This window comes from Microcoleus sp. PH2017_28_MFU_U_A, from assembly GCF_020738035.1.
In the GTDB taxonomy this organism is placed as follows: domain Bacteria; phylum Cyanobacteriota; class Cyanobacteriia; order Cyanobacteriales; family Microcoleaceae; genus Microcoleus.
The window spans coordinates 1-22374 of sequence record NZ_JAEQCX010000076.1 but is presented as its reverse complement, the minus strand read 5'-3'; the positions used below and the strand labels follow the sequence as shown (position 1 = coordinate 22374).

Sequence of the window (22374 nt, the reverse complement as noted above, 5' to 3'; positions counted from 1 at the left end):
ATGGAAATGCTAAATGTCTTAAATGCCTTTAATGCTTTTCCCCTCGCTGAGTTGGAAGTAGGAAAGCATTTCTACTGGCACATAGGCAGTCTCAAAGTTCACGGACAGGTATTTATTACCTCCTGGATTGTGATTGCTCTCCTCCTGATAGCTTCCCTCGCGGCAACTCGCAATGTGCAGAGAATTCCGAGCGGAATGCAAAATTTCATGGAGTACGCCTTAGAATTCGTTCGAGACTTGGCTAGAAATCAACTCGGCGAGAAAGAGTACCGTCCTTGGCTGCCATTTATTGGCACATTGTTCCTGTTTATTTTTGTATCGAATTGGTCGGGCGCTTTAGTTCCTTGGAAGCTAATTAAGTTGCCAGCGGGCGAACTAGCTGCTCCGACTAATGACATCAACACGACGGTAGCACTCGCATTGCTGACTTCTTTGGCATATTTTTATGCAGGTTTCAGTAAGCGGGGTTTGGGTTACTTTAGTAAGTACATCGAACCGACCCCAATTTTGTTACCGATCGCGATTTTAGAAGATTTCACCAAACCTCTTTCCCTGAGCTTCCGTTTATTTGGTAACATCTTAGCGGATGAATTAGTGGTGGCGGTGTTGGTGTTATTAGTTCCCCTGTTCGTACCTTTGCCCGTAATGATGTTGGGTCTGTTTACCAGTGCGATTCAAGCTTTGGTATTTGCCACCTTGGCAGGAGCTTACATTCACGAAGCATTGGAAGGACACGGCGACGAACATCACGATTAACTCTCTAAAATTGGGTAAAGGCGAATAGCGAACAGTCAAAAGCCAGCGGTCTAATGACTAATGACTAATGACCAATTACCCAACATCTCTCTTGAACTCTGTACACAAAGATTAAGGAAATTTATCATGAATCCGACAATTGCTGCTGCTTCTGTTATCGCCGCCGGTCTAGCTATTGGTTTAGGCGCGATTGGACCTGGTATCGGTCAAGGTAATGCCGCAGGTCAAGCAGTAGAAGGTATTGCGCGTCAGCCGGAAGCAGAAGGCAAAATTCGCGGCACTCTCCTGCTGAGCTTAGCATTCATGGAATCCTTGACCATCTACGGTCTCGTTATTGCATTGGTGCTGCTGTTTGCTAATCCCTTCGCTTAATATTGAAGGATTGCAAAAAAGGGGCGGATGTCTTTCCGCCCCAAAAACAAGGAGGAACTAAAAGTGTTTGATTTTGATGCAACTTTGCCATTTATGGCATTGCAGTTCCTAGTTTTGACGGTAGTCCTCAATGCGGTTTTCTATAAGCCCATGACTAAGGTTCTGGACGATCGGGACGAATACATTCGTACCACTCAAGTGTCAGCTCAGGAACGCTTGGCAAAAGCCCAGAAATTAGCGCAGGAATACGACCAAAAACTGGGAGAAACTCGCAAACAGTCTCAGGCAGTAATTGCTACGGCTCAAGCGGATGCCAAAAAAATCGCGTCGGCAAAAGTAGCTGAGGCTCAAAAAGAAGCTCAAGTTTCGCGAGAAAAGGCAGGCCAAGAAATTGAGCAGCAAAAACAAGAGGCAATGCGCTCGCTAGAACTAGAGGTAGATACTCTGAGCCGACAAATTCTTGAAAAGCTATTGGGCACAGCACTGGCCAAATAGCTCGATCGAACAGTTTTAGATTTTGGGTGAATTCTCAAATCTTAAATCGGTTCATCCAACCTGCACGCGCAATTATGGAAGAGAATCATGGGGACTGTTTTATTGCTAGCCACAGAAGCTAGCACAGAAGGTGGTTTCGGTTTAAATTTCGATATTTTAGAAACCAACCTGATTAACCTGAGCATTGTTATTGGATTGCTGTTTTACTTCGGGCGCGGCTTCTTAGGAAATATCCTAGGCGAAAGACGCTCCGCCATTGAAGAGGCGATTAAAGATGCAGAAACTCGCCAAAAAGATGCAGCGGCAGCTTTAGCAGAACAACAGCAAAAATTGACTCAGGCTCAAGCAGAAGCGGAACGAATTCGCTCCGCTGCTGAAGCAAATGCGATCGTAGCAAAAGAAGCAATTCTAGCTCAAGCGGCGCAGGAAGTTGAACGCATGAAAGCAACAGCAGGTCAAGAGTTGGAAGCGGAGCGGGAAAGAGCGATCGCCCAACTGAGATCGACGGTTGTATCTTTGGCATTAGCAAAAGTGGAAGGTGAGTTGAAAACTCGCTTGGACGACAACGCCCAAAACCACTTAATCGATCGCAGCATTGCGTTACTGGGAGGCTAAAAAGTGAGTATCGTTAGCACAGCAGTCTTACAGCCTTACTCATCTGCCTTGATGTCACTGGCTCAGTCCAGCAATCTCTCAGAAAAGTTCGGCGAAGACATTCGTTCTTTGCTTAGCCTGCTAGAAGGTTCGGAAGAATTACGTCAATTTTTAGCCAATCCGCTGATCAAAGCGGATACTAAAAAAGCTGTAATTAAGCAAATAGCGGGTGAAGAAATGAGCCCCTTGATGCACAACTTTCTGAAGCTTTTAGTAGACAAAGGAAGAATTCTTTTTTTAGAAGGGATTGGCCAACAATACTTGGCAAAGCTCCGAGAACTCAACCAAACAGTATTGGCTGAAGTTACATCGGCAGTCCCACTTTCAGACGCTCAACAGCAGACTGTTCGCGAGAAAGTGCAGGCGATGACCAGCGCTCGTAGCGTAGAAATTGAAACAAAAATAGACGCAGATTTAATCGGCGGTGTGGTAATTAAAGTAGGCTCTCAAGTAATTGATGCTAGCCTGCGGGGACAATTGCGCCGTCTCGGAATTCGCTTGAGTTCCTGATTTAAGGAAGAAGGAAGAAGGAAGAAGGAAGAAAGAATAAGGGAAGAATTAAACAGGAGGCAGAAATCAATGAATTTCTGTTTTTGAGTTGTTAGTCCCAAATACTTACTGCCAAATCTCAATTCTTTCTTGCCAAAAACATCCACCCGCCCAAAAATGGGTACAAGCACTAGACTTAAAGTCGTGGAAAGATCAAAATTTTAGACTAAGAGTTCAAACTCCCAGATTCAATGCTGCGAGTAAATCTAAAATCTAAAATCTAAAATCTAAAATCGACTGACCGACAACTGACAACTGACAAATAATAACTGACATGGCAGCAATCAGACCTGACGAAATTAGCAGCATTATTCGCCAGCAAATTGAACAGTACGACCAAGATGTAAAAGTCTCTAACGTCGGTACTGTTTTGCAAGTAGGCGACGGCATTGCCCGGATTTATGGCTTGGATAAAGCTATGTCCGGCGAATTGCTAGAATTTGCCGACGGCACTGTGGGTATTGCACTGAACCTCGAACAAGATAACGTCGGTGCAGTGTTGATGGGCCAAGGCCTAGGCATTCAAGAAGGTTCGGCAGTTACTGCTACTGGCAGAATTGCTGAAGTCCCCGTTGGTGAAGCAATGTTGGGCCGCGTAGTTGATGCTTTGGCCCGTCCAATCGACGGTAAAGGCGAAATCAAAACTACTGAGTCTCGCTTGATTGAATCTCCGGCACCTGGTATCGTTTCTCGCCGTTCTGTTTACGAACCGATGCAAACAGGGATTACCGCTATTGATGCGATGATTCCTGTGGGAAGAGGACAGCGGGAATTGATTATTGGAGACCGCCAAACTGGTAAAACTGCGATCGCGATCGACACAATCATCAACCAAAAATCGGAAGATGTAATTTGCGTGTATGTGGCGATCGGTCAAAAAGCTTCTACCGTAGCTAACATCGTCAACGTCCTGCAAGAAAAGGGCGCGATGGCCTACACAATCGTCGTAGCAGCCAACGCTAGCGACCCCGCAACCCTGCAATATTTGGCACCTTACACAGGCGCCAGCTTAGCTGAGTATTTCATGTACAAAGGCAAGCACACTTTGGTCATTTACGATGACCTTTCCAAGCAAGCACAGGCCTACCGCCAAATGTCCTTGTTGCTACGCCGTCCTCCCGGTCGCGAAGCATATCCTGGAGACGTTTTCTATCTGCACTCTCGCTTGCTAGAACGCGCTGCTAAATTGAGCGACGAATTGGGCGAAGGCAGCATGACAGCTTTGCCAATCATTGAAACCCAAGCAGGCGACGTTTCTGCTTACATTCCTACCAACGTAATTTCGATTACCGACGGTCAAATCTTCCTTTCTTCTGACTTGTTCAACTCTGGTTTGCGTCCAGCAGTAAACCCCGGTATTTCGGTATCGCGGGTAGGTTCTGCGGCTCAAACTAAGGCAATGAAAAAAGTAGCCGGTAAGGTGAAATTGGAATTGGCGCAGTTTGAAGAACTGGCAGCATTTTCTCAGTTTGCTTCTGACTTGGATAAGGCTACTCAAAATCAATTGGCCCGCGGTCAACGCTTGCGGGAACTGTTGAAACAGGCGCAAAGTTCTCCTCTGCCGATGAACGAACAAGTTGCTGTGATTTATGCCGGTATTAACGGCTACATGGATGACATCGATGTAGACAAAGTAACCAAGTTTACTCTTGGTTTGCGCGACTATTTGCGGACTAGCAAGCCGAAGTACGGCGAAATCGTTCAAGGCGGTAAGGCTTTGACTGATGAAGCTGAGAAGCTGCTGAAAGAAGGCATCACAGAATACAAGCAAACTTTCTTGGTTTCTGCGTAATTAGTCATTAGTCATCAGTGATTAGTCATTAGTTAAGTCGCAGATCCCCCCTAGGCGTGTTTTAAACCCGGAGATCCCCCCTAGCCCCCCTTAATAAGGGGGGGACAAGATCGTTCAAAGTCCCCCTTCTTAAGGGGGATTTAGGGGGATCGAGACTTTGAGAAAAACGATAGAGACATCTGGTTTCAGTCTTAAAATTGATACCAATAGAAAATGCCGTCTCTACCGTAGCTAAATTTAAAAACTGATGGCTAGAAACTAATTACTCAGAAATAAAAGCTAAGGAAAAAGGAGAAAGTTATGGCAAATCTGAAAACTATTCGCGATCGCATTAAGTCGGTCAAGAACACTAAAAAGATTACAGAAGCAATGCGCTTGGTGGCTGCTGCTAAGGTGCGCCGCGCTCAAGAACAGGTGACTGCTACTCGTCCTTTTGCCGATCGCTTGGCAGAAGTATTATACGGTTTGGCAGAACGCTTGAAGTTTGAAAGCCAGGATTTACCGCTGCTGAAAAAACGCGAAGTCAGAACAGTGGGAATTTTGGTTGTTTCGGGCGATCGGGGTTTGTGCGGTGGCTACAACGGTAACATCATTAGATACGCCGAAAATCGCGCTAAGGAAATCAAAGCTGAAGGCTTAAACTACAAATTCGTGTTAGTAGGACGCAAAGCTACTCAGTATTTCCAACGTCGCGAACAGCCGATCGATGCTACTTACACTAACTTAGAACAAATCCCAACAGCACCGGAAGCAGCGCTAATTGCTGACGAATTGCTGTCTTTGTTCCTGTCGGGAACTGTGGACAGAGTTGAGCTAATTTACACCAAGTTTGTGTCACTAATTAGTTCGCGTCCAGTAATTCAAACCTTGTTACCCCTCGATCCTCAAGGTTTGGAAACTCCAGATGATGAAATCTTCCGCTTGACATCGCAAGGCGGACAGTTTCAAGTATCGCGGGAGAAAGTTGGTACACCTATGAAGAGTTTGCCACGCGACATGATTTTCGAGCAAGATCCGGCGCAAATTCTGGAGGCACTTTTGCCTTTGTATTTGAACAACCAATTGCTGCGGGCTTTGCAAGAATCTGCTGCTAGCGAGTTGGCTGCACGGATGACGGCGATGAATAATGCTAGTGAGAATGCTAGCGATTTGATCCGTAGTTTGACGTTGACTTATAACAAGGCGCGGCAAGCGGCAATTACCCAGGAAATTCTGGAAGTTTCCGGCGGTGCTGAAGCCTTAAACGGTTAAGTTAGGGTTGACAATTTGTAGATTTTATGGTATGCGTCTGGGGGAACTCAGGCGCTATTTTTTTAGTAAATATAGGAACAAATTGGACGATCGGGACTTACACAGCCTCTATAATATAATGCTTTATAATTAAAGTAGGGTGCGTCGCTGTGACTATTTTGGCTATTGACAACGATTCAATAGCGACGCACCGGGATAATCTCCCGGAAGTCACGACGACGATCGCGAGCGGGGACAGCACTGCACTGGTAAAAATTATGATTCCGATGCCAGCTTCCACAATATTACTCAGATGAGTTTCGCACAGCTAGATGAATATTTAAATCAAGAATTTTCGCCGGATAATTGGTCAGATCATGCTGTTATATATGCTATTGAACAAGTGCAAAAACTGACACCTGCTGATTGGGAACAACTGAAATCGTGTTGGTGTAATCGTTCCCAAGAATGGCAATTGCGCTGTGCCGAAATTATTTCCGATGCTGACTCTCAACAAGCAATTCCGTTGTTGCTAGAAATGCTTGAGACACCGGATGATGAGCTTACTCTCACGGCGGCAGATTCTTTAAGATCGATTGATGCAGCCAAAGAAAATTTAGATCTGAGTCTTGATGTTTTAAAACGCTTGCAAACTCTTTCTCAAAACAGTCCGATCGCTCAAATTATTGTTAATGAACTGCTAAAAAAATTGCCAGTCAGATTGTGAATGCAAATATAAACTGCTAGTTCATGCCGATCGCCTATTTGATTATGACTCAATTTCCCCCGAAAATATTGATCGCATCCTCGAACAAAATCCTGAATCCGCACTGGCTTGGGTCAAAAATACATTATCGGCTCAAACCACCGCACCGCAAGACTTTAACTGGCTTTTATTAGCCGATGTTTCCTCTGCGAAGGCTCGAAAAGGTGAAAATAATGCGGGTTTGTTCGATCGCACTTGGGCAGAAGTAGCAACCGCAATTTACGATCGACTAGCGGAAGCGGCGGAACAGAAAAAACCGGGTAGTGGGGAGTCTGTGAGGATTTCTTCAATGATGTTGCGGGCTGGGGCGATCGCAAAATACGGAATAGTTCCCAACGATTCAGTTCTGGATGTAAGCTTAATTCTACAGTGGTTTTGGGATAACATCAAAGATTCGCGGGAAGATGTGGAACAAAAGGCTGCTAATTGGAAAACGCTTCCTATTGAAGAAATTCGAGAGTTAAGACAGCTTAAAAATCGGTTAAAAGTTATCGCTGCACTCGCTAATAGCGATAAATATGTTTTGGATGAGGAACTCAAAGCTTGGCTTTCGTTACCAGAGAAATTGCCGTAACGAGGTGAGTCTGTTTAATCTAACAGAAATCCTGGTTTGATTAGACTTTGTTTGCCCGGTGTACCGTGTAACAGCCGAGGATACCAAGCTAAAGGAACAGAAATAGTACGACCATCCGATAGATCGACTGTCAGCGCATTGTCTGTAATGACTACCTGTTGCGCTTTCGGGATTTCTAGCAATTCAACCATTACTGATGTCAAAAGCTTACTTCTCTATGTTAGCTTGGGCGATCGCCAGCATCTCGGCTTTGTAGCTAAATATACATTTACAATTTCGCTTGCCGAAAGCTGAGCTTGTAATGTATCATACTCAAAAGTGCTTTGAGTCGATCGCCAGCGATATCACCATGAGTAACCTTTCAAACATTCCAGGTGGAGGCGGTCTCCCAGATCGTTTCAGAAATGTGGGAGAACAAATCCAGGCATTCTTCGATTTTGCCGAAACAGATCCCGATCGCGCAGTTCCTTTTTTCGTCAACATCTGGGAAACTCAAGCATCACTAACCACGCGGGCTTTAGCGCTACAAGGCTTAGGCGTGGCTGCAAAACACTATCGCGTTGTAGAGAGTTATGAGTGATTTTTCAGGCATCCAACCACCAAGCGGTGGCGGTAAGTTCCCGCCGATACAGAAGGGCAAGGACTTTTTTGACCAGTTTCTCAAGTGCCGTAATGATGGGGAAAGAATCGAACTGGTTGTGAAGACAGCTCAAAGACAGGACGCACCTTTAAAAGCTCTCGAAGAATTGTTGAACTACAGAAATCAATTTGACTTGACGCTGGGGCTTCAGAGCTTTGGGTATATTGGTAATCAAGACATCAGGAAAAAACTTGCCAATCTCGACTATATTGACGGGCTTGACGAATCTTTGGATGACATTTATCAGCGACCTGACCTGGATAGTTATAAGTGTCATAGCAAAAGAATATTTGAAAAATTGTCCCAAGAAGCTCAATCAGGTAGCGAACTCACTCGTTTGTCAGCAGCTTGGACAATTCAACAATTGAAATATACTCCGATGATTTCAGGTAAGTTCTTATTCAAGCCAGCCGAGGATATTCAAAGGCAAATTATAAGTGAAAATCTCAAACGTCTTAATGATAGATACTTATTGAATGATATTATCCGATATAAAGAATATATTGATTTTTGGGTGTACGCACCGAAAAATCATTTGCTTGAGTTACTCAAATTAATTCCTGCTAATTCCCTAAAAATTGTTGACGATATTCTAGCTAGGTTAGGTGTTGCAGGTTTTGAATTGGTGACACAGGCTTATGATTTACAAAAGTTTGTTGTCGAAGCTGGTTTGCGTTCAGCAGACTCTCTTTTCAGAGATACAAAATATCAGGATTCTGAAACAAGAGAAAGATTATCAAAAGCTCTGATTCCTTTTTTGGATAATACTGATATCGAGTTCCGACGGCTTGCGGCTAAAACCATTAACGAAGCAGAGTCTTGGTTAAAAGCTGAGGTTAGGGGTAAAGCTGCCGTTATTTCAAGGGATTGGAATGGTAATGTAATCCGACTGGGTGAAGCATCAGTTCCATTTTTGATCCAAGCTCTCAGAGGTTCGCTGATATTAGATACTAGAGATCATCTAGGAGAGCAACTTAAAGCTATTCAGTGCATTGGCACAATTTATGCTTATAATATAGATAAAAAAATCCGAAATCTTGTAGAGTTTCTCCAACACCGTGAAGAAAGCGTGAGAGACGCAACTGTATCATTGCTCAAGCAGCATCTAGAGAGGTTAGATCAGAATTCCCGTTATATACTCACAGCTCTAGATTTTCAGTTTCGCGCACCAAAAATTAATTATAATTTTACTAGCATTGCAGAGATTGAGAGAGAAATTACCTCTACTAGGCAATATCAGACAGAAATTGAGAGAATATTTCAGAATGCTATATTGAGCTGCAATAAAGATGCTACCGAAGTTAAAAACTTTTTGTCTTTGAAGCAAACAGAATACAATAATTTATTGTCGAAGCATATTCAAAGTTTAGAATCTCATAAATCAAGGCTAGAACGGCAGGCTGTTGAATTTTTAAAAGAACAAAAAATAGAAACCGGAAGATTTGTGATAGATTGCATAATTATGGCAATAGCCATAATACTTTTCTATATCTATCACCCGCTATTTTTGTCTGTAATTGAAAAAGTATATTTTTGGTTTTCATCTGCAATTCAAAATCCTTATTCAATCTTTGTATATATTCAACATCTACCTTATTTTACACAGGCAATAATACTTGGTCCTATTTTCTTGCTTGTGATATGTATTGTGATATGTATTATAACTTTGCTTATTTCAAGTACAAGTGATTCATCACATTGGTTTGTACAAGTAATAAATGCCTATTTTTTATTATCCTTTGTTGTACCACTAGCACTGGGTATTTTTGCTTTTTTTTGCAGTCTTTTATTGTCGGCAATAAGGTTTTTGGCTGGAGATGTTACTGTTATAACTGAGATAACTGTATTCTTTCAGTATGTTATGAGTGCAATAGTTGGTCTTATTGGCGCAATAATCGGTATTATTATTTGCGTAATTACAATTAAAAGTCTAATTTTCATTCCTACATATGCGCTGAAAGAAATATTGTTTATGTTAGAATTCATTATCAGGAGAATTAGCGATTAGAAAAATCAAATTCTACTATAAAAACATATTAAGCTGATATGACTCGCATCTTTCCTCTGTATATTCCGATTCCAGAACTGCCTAATCTCAATTCTCAGAAATATATTGAGCGATATGGGAATCAACTTCGCCAGTCGATCGCAGACAGTCAGCGAGAATTATTGCAGTATTTTCTCAGCTTAGGCAACACCAATGGCTTAACGCTTTCCCTCCGTTACTTTTATGACCCAAACAACTCTAAAGACGAACGGTTAAAAATTTACTTGATATTCAATTACTTGCACAATGATTATCGGGAACTAAATCTAATCAAGGAAGAAATAATCAGTTTTATTCAAATTTCAAATTTAAGTGTTTTTTACAATTTTGAGCTATCACCTGGGTTAAATCAATGTCAAGATTTGGGGTGGGTCAACCATATGGGAGAAGCTCTGAAGCCGGAATCTTTCCACTCGCAAGACTACTATGTGCCAGATTTTTTTGAGGCTAACAAAAATAACAATATGTTAAATGTGTGTGATATCCTGAATCGATTAAATGAAAAATTTTTACTAGAAATAACGCTGGAAGTCTGTCAAAAATCAGAAGATAGGTCAGAGTTAGCTAAAGCACTCTCTCAAATGATACCTCAACTGCAACAGGTCACAAGTCATCGCAGAGATATCTTTTTTGAGAGAGCATTAAGTATTTATCAGCACTATCAAACTACCTATCTGCACAGCAACTTATTTAAGTACAGTATCAAAGCACTAGCCCAAACCCGAAGTAACATCCGCCCTGTTTTAATGGAATTAGTAAGAAGTGCAACATCAGTCCAAACTCACGGAGAACAAGACCATATTGAAATCGTGAGTCGTGATGTGGATACTCAGAAGTTCTTAAAAAGTTTGAAAGCCACTGAAAATGTAGAGATTTGTACGGCTGTCGAACGGAAGGGCTGGCTGGGTGACTTTCAGGATAAGTCGATCAGACAATATGTAAAACCTAAGAGCAACAATAATGAATTAGGTGACGGATCTACCGATGTTTATCTGAAGCCATTTACTTCTTATATCGCAGATTTGAATAACGCAGCTTTACCACCGTCATCAAGAGGAGAAATTGTACGATCGTCACCTTCCGGCATCACTCAATCTTTTAGTAGTTCTGGGAAAAGTCCTCTAGCCCAGATCAAAGACCTTAAACCCTTACACCGCTATGCAACGCTAGAAGAAATTAGCGGATTTTTCCGCATAGCTATTCCTGGTAAAACACCAGTTCCAGGTATTCCTCAAGAACAACCTCCCGCGCTCAAGCCAACTGCTGAAGATATATTTAGAAAATACAGCCACACAATCAAAGGAGATAAGTATATAGTTGGTCTTGCTGATGATGGGAGTGTAGTGTATTCTGATTGGAGTTCGATCGCCCATCGTTTAGTTGCTGGTGTCAACGGTTCTGGCAAGACAATTTTTTTATTCTGGGTAGTTTTTCAATTTCTTTACGCCGAACCTCAACGACAAGTTTATGTACTCGATCCCAAAAAGCAGTTCCTTTTATTAAAAAAAGCAGGAGTCAACATTCATGTAGAAACACAACCAGATAATTATCCCGATTTTCTCAAGGAAATATACGAGAATGAATTCGAGAGAAGGAAAACTGTAATCTATGAGGTAGCAGGAGTGGATGATATTAAAGAATTAAGAGAGCTTGGTTATGAAGAGCATCGAATTCTTGTGATTGTCGATGAAGCTGCTAGAATAGAGAATATGGATAGCGATCTGAGAGAGGACACTGAAAGGTATTTACAGGAATATGCTACTCAAGGCCGCTCTCTGGGAATTCATTTAATCTACTGTACGCAAAGACCGATTAACTTAATTGACCCTCAAGTAATTGAACAACTCGATGAGAGAGTCATCTTCCGAGTTTCAGAAGGAACAAGTGAGCATCTTTTAGGCAATTTTATGGCGGCTAGAATTCCATCTGGAAACAGAGGTCAGGGAAGGGCGGTCATTCAGAATGAAAATGGTGTTAACTATGTGAATACTCCTGAAATCAAAAGACCAAAACCTAACCTTCCTGTGTCTGATACACTTTGGGGTAGGCTAACAAACAAAAGATAAATAGTTCTAAACAACCCTTGGAGGTACAAGCCATGTCATCAGTTGAAGCCAGGATTGAGGAGTTTCAGAAAATGTTGGTCAAGTTGCGGGAGCAATTTGACCAAGTAGAGTCTTCAACCAAAAGTATAGATATGACTGCAAAGCGCGATCTAAGCATCAAATTCAAAGGTATCCAGCGAGAGCTTACAGAGTTATCTCGTCAAGTGCGTAAGAGCAGTACAGCAATGGATGAAGTTGTCAAAAAATGGAGCAAAGAATCTGGAGAATATCTTTAGCTATGCTGAACTAGCTAATACGACTGTTAATGATACTTCTATTCAAGATGCGATCGCCAAAAGCGAGACTTTTTTGACAACGGCTATTGCATCAGGTGTACCCACATGGCTAGCCCTCGAACTCGCTAACCTTCCGGGTGATTCTTGGATGTTATATGAAAATCCCAACGCGACAGAAAGACTCACTGATTTAACCCAAAATCCCGCCAGTGACTATTATCAAAAAAAGCCGAATACGCAACTACAAGGCGATCAAGGGGAATTAGTCTTATTAAAAATGCTGTTAGACTCTGATGATACAGAAAATCTTCTGTCAAGTTTACGAATCAAACCTAAACTTAATTTTGAAAATGGCAAAGATTACTGTAAACCAGATTTTTATCTAACATCTCACCGTTTAATTTGCGATGCAAAAGCTTATAAACCTAGTTCCATTAATGGCATTAAGGCAGCCGCAAAGAAATATGTTAACTATCTTCAGGAAAATGGAGGAGGTGAAGTCAAATTTTATGTACCTAGAGATACTTATGCTAAATGTCAGCACCAAATCAATCGACTTCAATCTCAAGAAAACGGGGTCAATGTTACCATCCATCCTATGACCACTGATTATGAACATATACTTTGGAAAAAAGAATTAATTTATACTTATCTTAAGTCTTTGCTAAAGTTTAAGTAACTCCTTCTATGAGCAATAATTCTTCAGGCAATATTCCCAGTGGAGTAGATGTCAATAATCTATCTCAAATCAACTCTCAGCAACGGACACACATTCTCGATAGTGACACAACAGGAGGTGGTCACGGCCCTGGCAGAGGAATTTCTGGTAAAAGTGAATTTCCCGCGCGCTGGAACGACGAGCAGATAATTAATTATATTTCGGAGGTGATTCAAGACCCTAATTCTATCTGGTTCCAGCAAAATGGAAAGGCGGGTGCTAAATACACTAAGAGAGGAAACCCTGTGACATGGCAGATTGATGGAACTAGAGACGGTGTTAACATAAGGGTAATTGTAGAACCAGATGGCAGAGGTGTCATCACAGCTTTTCCGACCAATATACCGCTCAATCCGTAGATAATTATTAAGGAGATAGACTCATGTTTGACTATAAAATCGTGGTTAAAAAATTAAATGAAGTCCTTGCCAGACTTAAGGAATCTCTCTCAGACACTCAAATAGAATTTCTTCAATCCTACATCAATGCAGGTGAATGGAATTTAGCGTTAGAGATTTTGTGCGATATTCTCATTGAGGAAGAAATACCGATAGATTCAAGGGGTTATGAACTTTTGCAAGAAGTGGGCAATACCTTGAACATGGAAAAGGAAACGTGGGAGATGCTAAAAGTGCAAGTAACTCCTTGAGAAGGAATAATTATGAAAATTAGTGCAGCAATGGTCAATCACTATTTATCTGACATAACAGTTGCGTGGTTCAATCATCACGAACTACCGCCGGATGAAATGCAAGAATATTTGCCATTAGTTCAGTGGATGAAACAAAACGCCAGGAATCACGATGATTTGGAGTATTTGAAACTGGCATTTGAATATTTGCTGACACATCCTGATGTGAATTATGAAGATTTTTCTGGCGGTCGTTACCCTTACGATAGCGATGATCTCATAGAAATAATTGATTTTATATACAGAACAATTTGGTCAGATTCACCCCCAGTATCGCTGAGCAATTCCGATGACGTACAACTTGTGTCTATATCGTTAGATGATTGGTGGGCCAGTCGCGAACAATTGGCTGAACTAATCACTTTATCAAAATAGTCTCATTGGTAAAAGACAGAGGTAAAGATGGCAAAAAAAATCTGGATTGTCTATAAAGCCGAAACCATGAGTGCTCCCGGTTGGGAAGAACGCCAGCTTATGCCGAGGGGCGGTTTAACTGATATTCTGTGGGAAAACTGGAGTTGGGAGGAAAACCCAATTCTTCCCCAGCCTGGAGACAGAACCCGCGACTACGACAATCTCTCTGATTCCGGTAATGGAGTAACTCACGGGAAAGATGGAGATTGGATAGTTACTAGCGTTCACCAGTTTTCTTCCTTTGATACTGACTTGCGAATTGTGCTGTGCTACTGTTCTTTCCAACCGATTACTTCTGATTGGGAAGCGCTTCAACCGGGTGAGTCTGTGAATCAGATATTGGCAACTGTCGAGCAATATTGAGTTGATGAAAGTTCGATCGCGTCTGGAGTAATTCAGACGCTTTGTTTGAATGTAAATATGCCTTTTATTCCTGCACAATTTCCACCAACTCTTCAATCATCACATCAAATGTGCGGGCCAATTTGTGTATGGAAATGAAGTCAATAGTTGACACCCCCGGACAGCGGGCGTAGTGTCTGACGGTGCTGTAGATGACTCCCGATCGCTCTGAAACCTCTTTCAGCGTCCAGCCTTTCTCAGCAGCGAATTCTCTGACTTTTAACCTGACTAAACCCATACTTGACAAATGATGGTATACCGTCATAAGATGGTTTTATCCTAAAAAGCGATCGCCCCAACGCCTGGAAAACTAAAGGGCGATCGCCTGTTCAAATCAAACTCTTGCTTTCACAGAGGTCAACTACCCGCTTTCCGAGAGTTCAAACACCCGTAAACGACACGTCAACTACTCATCTCAAACAATTACAGACTATGGTAGCAAACTTTTCGCGGAAATCAACCCCCGTTCATCCCTTGAGCCGGTTTGCGACTAAAGAGTCGATCGCGCGTCTCCTCAAAATCAAGGTAGAACAAATATATCGCATCGAACGCTGGCGGCATATCCTTTACGTGCACGCCCAAGGAATGAGTCGCTTTGTCAGCTACGCCGACTTACCGCCAATTTTGGGAGTGGAATCGCCCAAAAGTTTAGATTTTGGTTACTGGAAGCGGCGCATGGCCAGCAACAAACAGAGAAATGCACCGGATTTTTGGGTAGATTTCTATGCACAGAAATTTAATCAAGCTGTATCGGTTCCTGAATTGTTCGACTGGGGGCGATTGGTGGGAGTGATTAAATTTATGTTGCCGAAAATAGCAGTTGAATCGCTGCGGAATGTTTATGCACAGGAAAAATACGTGCTGGAACATTTCTAATTTGTAGCACAACACTTCAGAAAGGGCGATCGCTAAAATATAATTGGACTACCTAAAATATCCCTCGAAAACAAGCAAAGGAAAAAAACAATGACAACAGAACGCTGGACAGACGCAATGATGGATGATTTGGCTTCTACCGTTGAGGATTTGTCTTCCACTGTAGAGCAAACAACTCGGAATATCGAACAAACTAACCGCAATGTCGATATGCTTGTAGGTGCCGTCAATGCTCTTTTAGAAAGAGACAGTCAACGGGATGAAGAAATGCGGCGGCGGGATGAGGATTTTCAACAGTACAAATTAGAAAACGACCAAAGATTTAATACTCTGCTTGAAGAAGTCAGATTTTTAATCAGAAAACTGGGAGATAATCAATGAAAGATACTTTTTTTCATGATGTGTATAAACGCCCTTACTAAAAGTATTAATCCATAAGTATTGTTAGCAATATTTGGGAGACAATCAGATTGCGAATCAACCGGGTTTATTTCACCACGAATTGTTACACAAGTTACAGTAGTGCATCAACTCATAATTTATGTTATGATTGAGTTGTACCTGAATCACGCTCGTAAATCGCTTTGGATTATAACTTTGATTGGAATCCAGCCAAAGAAAAGCAAAATATTCGCAAGCACCAATTAAATTTTCGTTTGGCATCAACTGTTTTTCGCGATCCGTATCAATTAACACTCTATGATGAAGAACACAGTCAAGATGAAGATAGATGGATTACCATAGGCGTAGATGAAACAGGAATTTTCAGGGTTGTTGTCCATACCTTTGAACAAACAGAGCGCTCCTCCTGCATGATTCGGATTATTTCAGCACGTAAAGCTACTTTCATTGAAACACAATCTTATCAAGAGAGGAAATTATGAAATCAGAATATGATTTTTCTGCGTCAGAGCAAGGCAAATTTTACCATCCTGATGCTACCTTTCATTATCCAATTTATCTAGAAGCTGATGTCGAGCAGTTCGTGACTAAAATTGCCGAAACTAAAAATATTGACGTTCAAGTTTTGGTCAATGAATGGCTGAGAAACAACATTAAATTAATTCAAAGTATTGAGTAGGTTAGAAACCCGGTTTCTCGCGCCGCACCCATCATCCCGACAATTTCCGCAGCATCAGCGATAATAGTATCAGCGAACTATCCAAAATCGAGGAAAAATCTATGCTCGCGACTGCCAGCGAATTATCCACAATCGAGGAAACAGCTCTGCTCGCGACTGCCACTGTACCAGACAATCTTACCATAGAAGACTTCATGGCTCATCCGCCCAAGAATATGGAATGGGTGGACGGTCAAATCGTAGAGAAACATGGAGCCACACTCAAGCATAGTAAAATTCAATCAAGCTTGAGTTTTTCTTGGGCAAATTACATGATTTTTCGCCAACAGGGAGGTGAAGTTTATATTTCACCACCTTGCCGCACCAACCGACAAGTTCGCCGTCCCGATGTAGCTTATCTCACACCAGAATTAGTTGCACAATTCGGCGATGTTCCTACTTTTCCGCAGAGTTTCTCTTTAGTTGCCGAGATAGTTTCACCCACAGATATTGCTGAAGATGTCTTTCTCAAAGCACAGGAATATTTGGCATCTAGCTGTCAGGAAGTGTGGCTAGTTTTCCCTGAAAGTCATTTAGTATTCGTGGTAACACAAAATCAAATATTGGGATTTCGAGCGGGCGAAACAGTCAGCACGCAACAAGTTCTCACAGGTTTTACCATTGCCGTCGATGAATTGTTAGCTTAAAATATTAAATTATTAGATAAATGATTCTTTGAGTCCGTGCACCATCCGGACTTTGTTTGTCGAGCATCGGAATTATATTCTGCGACAATTATTATTCTGCGCGCATTCTCAAATCAAATTGCTACAATATTTTTAACAGGACTTACTCATTAAGGCCAAAAAAACCGGGTTTTTTACCTAATCTGTCGATTACAATCCAGGATTTTCGTAAAAAAACCCGGTTTCTCACTACCCGAAGGCCCAAGAAACCGGGTTTTTTGCCCAATTTGTGGAATCCAACGAAGGATTTTCGTAAAAAACCCGGTTTCTCACTACCCCTCCGTAAGTCCTATTTAGTAATAATTCGGAGCAAATCGCCATGTCAGACGACTTTTCCTTAGACGACGTGTTAATCAAAAGTTACGATGCCTTTAAAGACGCAGAAAACCAAGTGGGACAGTGCAATGTTTTAGTCATCGGCAAAACCGGAGTCGGCAAAAGTACCCTGATCAACTCGGTTTTTCGCCAGCGCTTAGCAGAAACCGGAGTCGGCCGCCCGGTAACTCACGGCATCCGCCAATATACAAAACCGAGTTGTCCGATTACAGTCTACGATACTCCCGGACTCGAACTCAATGCCGAACAAATTAAAGTTATTCAATTAAACGTTGCTAAACTAATTGAAGACCAAAGACTCCTGCACCCCAAAGAACACATTCACGTCATCTGGTACTGCATAAATCACGGCGCTAATAGAATTGAATCTGTCGAAGAAAGCTGGCTCAAGGAAATGGAAGTTAAAGATGTACCAGTTATTTTAGTGCTGACTCAGACTGCATCGAAAAAGCCGAGCGAGTTTTTTAAGCAACTGGAACACATGAATTTGCCAGTAAGTCAAATTATCCCCGTGATGGCTGAACCGGAAGAAATTGATGATGATTATACAGTAAAATCTCACGGTTTAGACAAGTTGGTAGATGCAACTTTTCAACTGCTGCCGGAAGTAGCTAAAAAAGCTTTTGTTAAAGAACAAATTGCTAATGTTGCGCTCAAATCCGATATGGCATTTAAGTATGTGACTGGTTATGTTGCTGGTTCTGCAATTGTCGGTGCGACTCCTGTACCTTTTGCTGATGCGCCGATTTTAATGGCGATGCAAACGGCAATGATTGCTAATATTACTGTGATTTTTGGAATGCCCTTTGATAAGGGGTTTGTTTCGGCGATGCTGTCTGCTATTAGCGGTGCTGGTGGGGTGACTGCTGTTGGCAGAAGTATTGTTACTAATTTGATTAAAATGATTCCGGGTGCTGGTACTGTTGTCGGCGGTGCTATCTCCGGTGCAACGGCGGCAACTCTCACGCTTGCCCTCGGTTTGGCTTACATTGAAGTGCTTAAAGCTTATATGAAAGCTCAAATTAATGGTGAACAACTTTCTTTACAGCAGTTGACTAAGATGTTTGTGGATTTGTACAAGGATTATGCCTCGTCGGGCCGTAAAACTTTGAAGGATGACAAACAAAATCAACCGAAGCCACCGAATCAAATTAATATTGAGTAGATTGGGAATTGGTAATGGGGCATAGGGCATAAATTATTTGTTAGTTCCAATTCCAAATTATCCATTACCAATTACGCATTTCCAATTCCCAATTACCAAAGATTGATATAATATCAGTGAATTCTGCAAAAGGGAGTCAATGGCTATGGTAATGACAGCCGTTTTATCAGAAAATGTTTCTCTAGAAGACTTCATCGCTAGTCCCCCCGACGATATGGAATGGGTGGACGGACAAATCGCGGAGAAAAATGGCATGACAGTAAAACACAGTAGAATCCAATCTAGACTAGATCGTGCTTGGGGAAATTACAAGATATCTAGCGGACAAGGGGGCGAAGTTTATACGGAAGTTCCTTGTCGTACTGACAGGCGAGTGCGTCGCCCTGATGTTGCTTATCTGACTGCTGAACTTGTTGCTGAATATGGCGATGTTCCTACTTTTCCTCAAAGTCCGCTGTTAATTGCTGAAATTGTTTCTCCTACTGATATTGCGGAAGAGATTTTTTTGAAAGCACAAGAGTATTTAGATTCTGGTTGTCTGGAAGTTTGGATTGTTTTTCCCGAAAGTCGCTGGATAATGATTGTGACTCAATCTCAAAAGTTGACTTTTAATCTGGATTCTACAATCAGCACTCAGCTTGTGCTGTCTGGTTTTAGTGTTGCTGTTGATGAGTTGTTGGGTTGATAGCAAATATTAGTTACTTATTTATAATACCAATTTTACAAAAATTTGCTACAAAGCAATTTTAGGTTGATTTTCTGAACTTTGATTGATAGAAATACCGTAGATAAAAGGCAGGTCTAGATATTTTCATTCATAGCCAAGTTTGGGAATGCAAGTCTATTGAATAACCCAGGTACGTGGCTATGAAATGGTCGATTTTTTAGTTAGAGATTGTTGATGGATCCGCACCATACGAGTTATATAAAGGTGCGTCGCTATGAGATTATCGAGATTATTTAGGGATTTTCTCTTAGCGACACATTCTACAATTACTGCCTTCAGGGCTATTAGGCAAAGACTCTAGTTTGATTTTTCAAGCCACCTCGACAGTTTGGGCAATAAATTATTAAAAAATTCTAATATTTCGCAGGTAGCGGCTTGACAAGATGGCAAGTTTTTGCAGTATTTTTTTAATAAAAATCACAAGCAACATAAAAAAAATTGTAAATTTGCACAAAGTCACCAATAGCGGTAAAATACTCATTGCTTTGTTTGCAAATCTAGCGTAGATTCCAATTGGGAATTAAAACGAATAATTGAAATATGTCTCAAACTTACACTGTTGAATTTCTCCACCAAGGCAGCACTTATACCGTAGAAGTGCCCGAAGATCAGCCAATTCTGCAAACTGCGCTCGCTGCGGGCATTGATTTGCCGAACTCTTGCAATTCGGGGGTTTGTACTACTTGCGCTGCTAAAGTTGTTGAGGGTGAAGTTAAGCAGGTTGATTGCATGGGCGTTAGTCCCGAACTTCAGGCAGAAGGTTATGTGCTACTTTGCGTTTCTTTTCCCCGATCGCACTTGAAGATAGAAACTGAAAAAGAAGACATTGTTTACGATCGCCAGTTCGGTAAATCCTAGGACTAAGCTAAAATTTACGTAAGTACCTAAGTACCGATCGCGGTAAAACCACTATGGATCGCCCTATGACCACTAATTTCATTTCCGCAGAAGTAGACCTCCGCGATACGGCCGAAGAACTGCACTCAGCTATTGAAATTGAACTGCAAAAACACGGCGAACCCCTGCGCTGGGCCGTTACAGACGTGGATGTCGATCGCCAAAAGGCTCTGGTAGAAGGCTACGTGCTCGTGGAAGCATCCCCCGTAGCAGCGTGAAGCCCCGCCCTTTAACAGTGGTTTTGATAGTCCCCACAGGCATTGGAGCCTCGATTGGGGGCTTTGCAGGCGATGCGCTGCCCGTTGCTAGGGCGATCGCCCAAATTTCTGATACGCTAATTACTCACCCCAACGTCCTCAACGGTGCTCAACTTTATTGGCCGATACCTAATGCACTTTACGTCGAAGGTTACGCCCTTGACAAATTTGCAGCCGGATGCTGGGGCCTGCAACCGGTACATCAAAATCGCATCGGCTTAATCATGGACTGCGCGATCGAACCTGAGTTACAATTGCGCCACTTGCAAGCCGTTGATGCTGCTAGAGCTACATTGGGTTTAAACATAACTGATTGTATTTTGACCGATCGCCCCCTGCAAGTAGAATTACGCATTTCAGAATCAGGGGCATCCTGGGGGACGATCGGCAATCCCGACAGTTTACTGCGCGCCGCCGACAAATTGATCGCACAAGCAAAAGTCCAGGCGATCGCAGTTGTGGCCAGATTTCCCGACGATGAAGGTAGCGTCGCCCTCGAAAACTACCGCCGCGGGAAAGGAGTCGATCCCCTCGCAGGCGCGGAAGCAGTCATCAGTCACCTCATTGTCAGAACATTTAAAATTCCCTGCGCCCACGCCCCCGCCCTGTCGCCACTTCCCCTCGATCCACATCTTTCGCCACGATCGGCTGCGGAGGAAATCGGTTATACTTTCTTACCTTGCGTGCTTGCAGGGCTTAGCAAAGCACCGCAATTTGTCACTCCTGGTGTGGGACAGGCATCTTGCTTACCACAGGTATTGGGCGGACAAGATGCCCGCCCCACAAGAGAGAACTTCCATGCAAACAGGCGAAATTTCGATTCGGTATCCCAGGATTTGTGGGCGGATCGAGTCGATGCGGTGGTAATACCGGCCACAGCGTGCGGCGGTAGTGCTATTCTGAGTTTGAGCGGGCGATCGACAGTACAAATTATTGCTGTGGGTGACAACAAAACCCAGATGCAAGCTTCCCCAGAAAAACTCGGAATCAAAGCTTTGCAGGTAAACTCATATTTAGAGGCGATCGGCGTATTGGTCGCTTTACGAGCCGGCATTAGTCCAGCTTCTTTGGGTGCAGACATCTCCTCCCTGCGGTGTTTGTCTGACTCAACTCAACAAATCTAAAATCTAAAACCTAAAATCTAAAATTGATTAAGTGCCAGAAAAACTTCCCGAAAATCCCGAAATTGAACCGTTGACGCGCACTCAGGTTTTAGTAGCAATGGGCGTGACAGCAATTATGTTGCTGGCGGTAGCTAAATTGTGGTTGATATTTGGATCGGTATCGCTTTTACCCGTCAAATTGATCGTCATGGATTTGTTCAAAGGATTGGCGATCGGACTGGCAATTACAGGCGGTAGTGCGATCGTATATCAACTCTGGCCCGGTTATCGCCGGAGTGCAGACATTTACTTGGAAGTAGTGCTCAAACCTTTGTTTTGGCCGGATTTAATTTGGCTGGGACTGCTACCCGGACTTAGCGAAGAATTGCTATTTCGAGGCGTGATGCTGTCTGGTTTGGGATTGAATGTGACCGGTTTAGTTTTATCGAGTTTTTGTTTCGGCATTCTGCACTTGGGAGGAATGGATCAGTGGCCTTATGCTGTTTGGGCGACGGCTGTGGGTTTCCTGCTGGGTTACAGTGTTTTAGCTACTGGCAATTTGTTAGTACCAATTACAGCTCATGTCTGCACGAATTTGATTTCTAGCTGTGTTTGGAAGTGGGAACACAATATGGTGAAACGGTAGGGCGATCGTACAGATTGGTTAGTAGTGAGGACTTCAGTCCGCAGAAATTAAAGGACTAAAGTCCTTACTACGAACCTTTGGTATTTGTTTGTAGTGAGGACTTCAGTCCGCAGAAATTAA

At 42.5% G+C, this 22374-nt stretch carries 32 protein-coding genes; 30 read left to right on the top strand and 2 right to left on the bottom strand.

The window, feature by feature from the left end; genetic code table 11:
- The 10 genes from atpB (at nucleotide 1) to JGK14_RS19335 (ending at nucleotide 7188) form a co-directional block, all read left to right on the top strand.
- On the top strand, nucleotides 1-756 hold the full coding sequence (atpB, locus tag JGK14_RS19380) for a F0F1 ATP synthase subunit A (RefSeq protein WP_293154916.1): 756 nt from the start codon (nucleotides 1-3) through the stop codon (nucleotides 754-756).
- A gap of 126 nt (nucleotides 757-882) precedes the next feature.
- A complete protein-coding gene (gene atpE / locus JGK14_RS19375; protein WP_193972048.1) occupies nucleotides 883-1128 on the top strand; it encodes an ATP synthase F0 subunit C in 246 nt (81 codons plus the stop codon).
- Nucleotides 1129-1155: 27 nt separating this feature from the next.
- Nucleotides 1156-1623, top strand: a complete 468-nt coding sequence (locus JGK14_RS19370) for a F0F1 ATP synthase subunit B' (protein WP_293180392.1) — start codon at nucleotides 1156-1158, stop codon at nucleotides 1621-1623.
- A gap of 87 nt (nucleotides 1624-1710) precedes the next feature.
- A complete protein-coding gene (locus JGK14_RS19365; protein ID WP_293180389.1) occupies nucleotides 1711-2238 on the top strand; it encodes a F0F1 ATP synthase subunit B in 528 nt (175 codons plus the stop codon).
- Between the two features lie 3 nt (nucleotides 2239-2241).
- The gene (atpH, locus tag JGK14_RS19360) at nucleotides 2242-2787 is read left to right on the top strand and encodes an ATP synthase F1 subunit delta (protein WP_293180386.1); all 546 of its coding nucleotides are present in this window, start codon (nucleotides 2242-2244) and stop codon (nucleotides 2785-2787) included.
- 313 nt (nucleotides 2788-3100) lie between these two features.
- The gene (gene atpA, locus JGK14_RS19355; protein ID WP_293180383.1) at nucleotides 3101-4618 is read left to right on the top strand and encodes a F0F1 ATP synthase subunit alpha; all 1518 of its coding nucleotides are present in this window, start codon (nucleotides 3101-3103) and stop codon (nucleotides 4616-4618) included.
- Between the two features lie 300 nt (nucleotides 4619-4918).
- Complete coding sequence (locus JGK14_RS19350; RefSeq protein WP_293180380.1) at nucleotides 4919-5869, top strand: F0F1 ATP synthase subunit gamma; 951 nt, start codon at nucleotides 4919-4921, stop codon at nucleotides 5867-5869.
- A gap of 149 nt (nucleotides 5870-6018) precedes the next feature.
- Nucleotides 6019-6165, top strand: coding sequence for a hypothetical protein (locus tag JGK14_RS19345; protein WP_293203184.1), 147 nt, complete (start codon nucleotides 6019-6021; stop codon nucleotides 6163-6165).
- Complete coding sequence (locus tag JGK14_RS19340) at nucleotides 6162-6575, top strand: hypothetical protein (protein ID WP_293213295.1); 414 nt, start codon at nucleotides 6162-6164, stop codon at nucleotides 6573-6575. The genes JGK14_RS19345 and JGK14_RS19340 overlap by 4 nt, the downstream gene beginning before the upstream one ends.
- A gap of 220 nt (nucleotides 6576-6795) precedes the next feature.
- A complete protein-coding gene (locus JGK14_RS19335; RefSeq protein ID WP_325315388.1) occupies nucleotides 6796-7188 on the top strand; it encodes a hypothetical protein in 393 nt (130 codons plus the stop codon).
- Nucleotides 7189-7202: 14 nt separating this feature from the next.
- Here JGK14_RS19335 and JGK14_RS19330 read toward each other — a convergent pair whose 3' ends face one another.
- The gene (locus tag JGK14_RS19330; RefSeq protein ID WP_293231710.1) at nucleotides 7203-7391 is read right to left on the bottom strand and encodes a DUF2442 domain-containing protein; all 189 of its coding nucleotides are present in this window, start codon (nucleotides 7389-7391) and stop codon (nucleotides 7203-7205) included.
- A 98-nt stretch (nucleotides 7392-7489) separates the two neighbouring features.
- Here JGK14_RS19330 and JGK14_RS19325 point away from each other — a divergent pair, with 98 nt between their 5' ends.
- From JGK14_RS19325 to JGK14_RS19285, 9 genes are all read left to right on the top strand, one after another.
- Entirely contained in the window at nucleotides 7490-7768 is a 279-nt protein-coding gene (locus JGK14_RS19325; protein WP_293324531.1) for a hypothetical protein, read from the top strand.
- Nucleotides 7761-9836 carry a hypothetical protein gene (locus JGK14_RS19320; protein WP_293324534.1) on the top strand — a complete coding sequence of 692 codons (2076 nt, stop codon included), beginning with the start codon at nucleotides 7761-7763 and terminating at the stop codon, nucleotides 9834-9836. The genes JGK14_RS19325 and JGK14_RS19320 overlap by 8 nt, the downstream gene beginning before the upstream one ends.
- Before the next feature lie 161 nt (nucleotides 9837-9997).
- Complete coding sequence (locus JGK14_RS19315; RefSeq protein ID WP_293324537.1) at nucleotides 9998-11941, top strand: FtsK/SpoIIIE domain-containing protein; 1944 nt, start codon at nucleotides 9998-10000, stop codon at nucleotides 11939-11941.
- Nucleotides 11942-11973: 32 nt separating this feature from the next.
- Nucleotides 11974-12216 (top strand): hypothetical protein, encoded by a 243-nt coding sequence (locus JGK14_RS19310; RefSeq protein WP_293324540.1) that lies wholly within the window; start codon nucleotides 11974-11976, stop codon nucleotides 12214-12216.
- Nucleotides 12176-12895 (top strand): hypothetical protein, encoded by a 720-nt coding sequence (locus JGK14_RS19305; protein WP_325315387.1) that lies wholly within the window; start codon nucleotides 12176-12178, stop codon nucleotides 12893-12895. Before JGK14_RS19310 ends, JGK14_RS19305 begins: the two co-directional genes overlap by 41 nt.
- An 8-nt stretch (nucleotides 12896-12903) precedes the next feature.
- A complete protein-coding gene (locus tag JGK14_RS19300; RefSeq protein ID WP_293324548.1) occupies nucleotides 12904-13293 on the top strand; it encodes an EndoU domain-containing protein in 390 nt (129 codons plus the stop codon).
- Between the two features lie 23 nt (nucleotides 13294-13316).
- A complete protein-coding gene (locus tag JGK14_RS19295; protein WP_293324552.1) occupies nucleotides 13317-13583 on the top strand; it encodes a MafI family immunity protein in 267 nt (88 codons plus the stop codon).
- Nucleotides 13584-13595: 12 nt separating this feature from the next.
- The gene (locus JGK14_RS19290) at nucleotides 13596-14000 is read left to right on the top strand and encodes a hypothetical protein (RefSeq protein ID WP_293324556.1); all 405 of its coding nucleotides are present in this window, start codon (nucleotides 13596-13598) and stop codon (nucleotides 13998-14000) included.
- Between the two features lie 27 nt (nucleotides 14001-14027).
- On the top strand, nucleotides 14028-14402 hold the full coding sequence (locus JGK14_RS19285) for a hypothetical protein (protein ID WP_293233592.1): 375 nt from the start codon (nucleotides 14028-14030) through the stop codon (nucleotides 14400-14402).
- Nucleotides 14403-14466: 64 nt separating this feature from the next.
- Here JGK14_RS19285 and JGK14_RS19280 read toward each other — a convergent pair whose 3' ends face one another.
- Entirely contained in the window at nucleotides 14467-14679 is a 213-nt protein-coding gene (locus JGK14_RS19280) for a helix-turn-helix domain-containing protein (protein ID WP_293180530.1), read from the bottom strand.
- Nucleotides 14680-14873: 194 nt separating this feature from the next.
- On the opposite strand from JGK14_RS19280, the gene JGK14_RS19275 reads away from it, so the two are divergent.
- From JGK14_RS19275 to JGK14_RS19225, 11 genes are all read left to right on the top strand, one after another.
- Complete coding sequence (locus JGK14_RS19275) at nucleotides 14874-15317, top strand: hypothetical protein (RefSeq protein WP_293233594.1); 444 nt, start codon at nucleotides 14874-14876, stop codon at nucleotides 15315-15317.
- A gap of 90 nt (nucleotides 15318-15407) precedes the next feature.
- Entirely contained in the window at nucleotides 15408-15698 is a 291-nt protein-coding gene (locus JGK14_RS19270; protein ID WP_293233596.1) for a hypothetical protein, read from the top strand.
- 203 nt (nucleotides 15699-15901) lie between these two features.
- Nucleotides 15902-16201: a BrnT family toxin gene (locus tag JGK14_RS19265; RefSeq protein WP_293233598.1), complete on the top strand. Its 300-nt coding sequence runs from the start codon at nucleotides 15902-15904 to the stop codon at nucleotides 16199-16201.
- Nucleotides 16198-16398, top strand: coding sequence for a hypothetical protein (locus JGK14_RS19260; RefSeq protein WP_293233600.1), 201 nt, complete (start codon nucleotides 16198-16200; stop codon nucleotides 16396-16398). The genes JGK14_RS19265 and JGK14_RS19260 overlap by 4 nt, the downstream gene beginning before the upstream one ends.
- A gap of 101 nt (nucleotides 16399-16499) precedes the next feature.
- The gene (locus JGK14_RS19255) at nucleotides 16500-17084 is read left to right on the top strand and encodes a Uma2 family endonuclease (protein ID WP_293233602.1); all 585 of its coding nucleotides are present in this window, start codon (nucleotides 16500-16502) and stop codon (nucleotides 17082-17084) included.
- Between the two features lie 358 nt (nucleotides 17085-17442).
- Complete coding sequence (locus tag JGK14_RS19250) at nucleotides 17443-18624, top strand: YcjF family protein (protein WP_293324561.1); 1182 nt, start codon at nucleotides 17443-17445, stop codon at nucleotides 18622-18624.
- A 145-nt stretch (nucleotides 18625-18769) separates the two neighbouring features.
- Nucleotides 18770-19309: a Uma2 family endonuclease gene (locus JGK14_RS19245; RefSeq protein WP_325315386.1), complete on the top strand. Its 540-nt coding sequence runs from the start codon at nucleotides 18770-18772 to the stop codon at nucleotides 19307-19309.
- A 582-nt stretch (nucleotides 19310-19891) separates the two neighbouring features.
- Nucleotides 19892-20209: a 2Fe-2S iron-sulfur cluster-binding protein gene (locus JGK14_RS19240; RefSeq protein ID WP_293324567.1), complete on the top strand. Its 318-nt coding sequence runs from the start codon at nucleotides 19892-19894 to the stop codon at nucleotides 20207-20209.
- Nucleotides 20210-20274: 65 nt separating this feature from the next.
- Nucleotides 20275-20466, top strand: coding sequence for a hypothetical protein (locus tag JGK14_RS19235; RefSeq protein WP_293233797.1), 192 nt, complete (start codon nucleotides 20275-20277; stop codon nucleotides 20464-20466).
- Nucleotides 20463-21629 (top strand): DUF3326 domain-containing protein, encoded by a 1167-nt coding sequence (locus JGK14_RS19230; RefSeq protein ID WP_293190987.1) that lies wholly within the window; start codon nucleotides 20463-20465, stop codon nucleotides 21627-21629. Before JGK14_RS19235 ends, JGK14_RS19230 begins: the two co-directional genes overlap by 4 nt.
- 31 nt (nucleotides 21630-21660) lie before the next feature.
- A complete protein-coding gene (locus tag JGK14_RS19225; protein ID WP_293180330.1) occupies nucleotides 21661-22254 on the top strand; it encodes a CPBP family intramembrane glutamic endopeptidase in 594 nt (197 codons plus the stop codon).
- Nucleotides 22255-22374 lie beyond the last annotated feature (120 nt).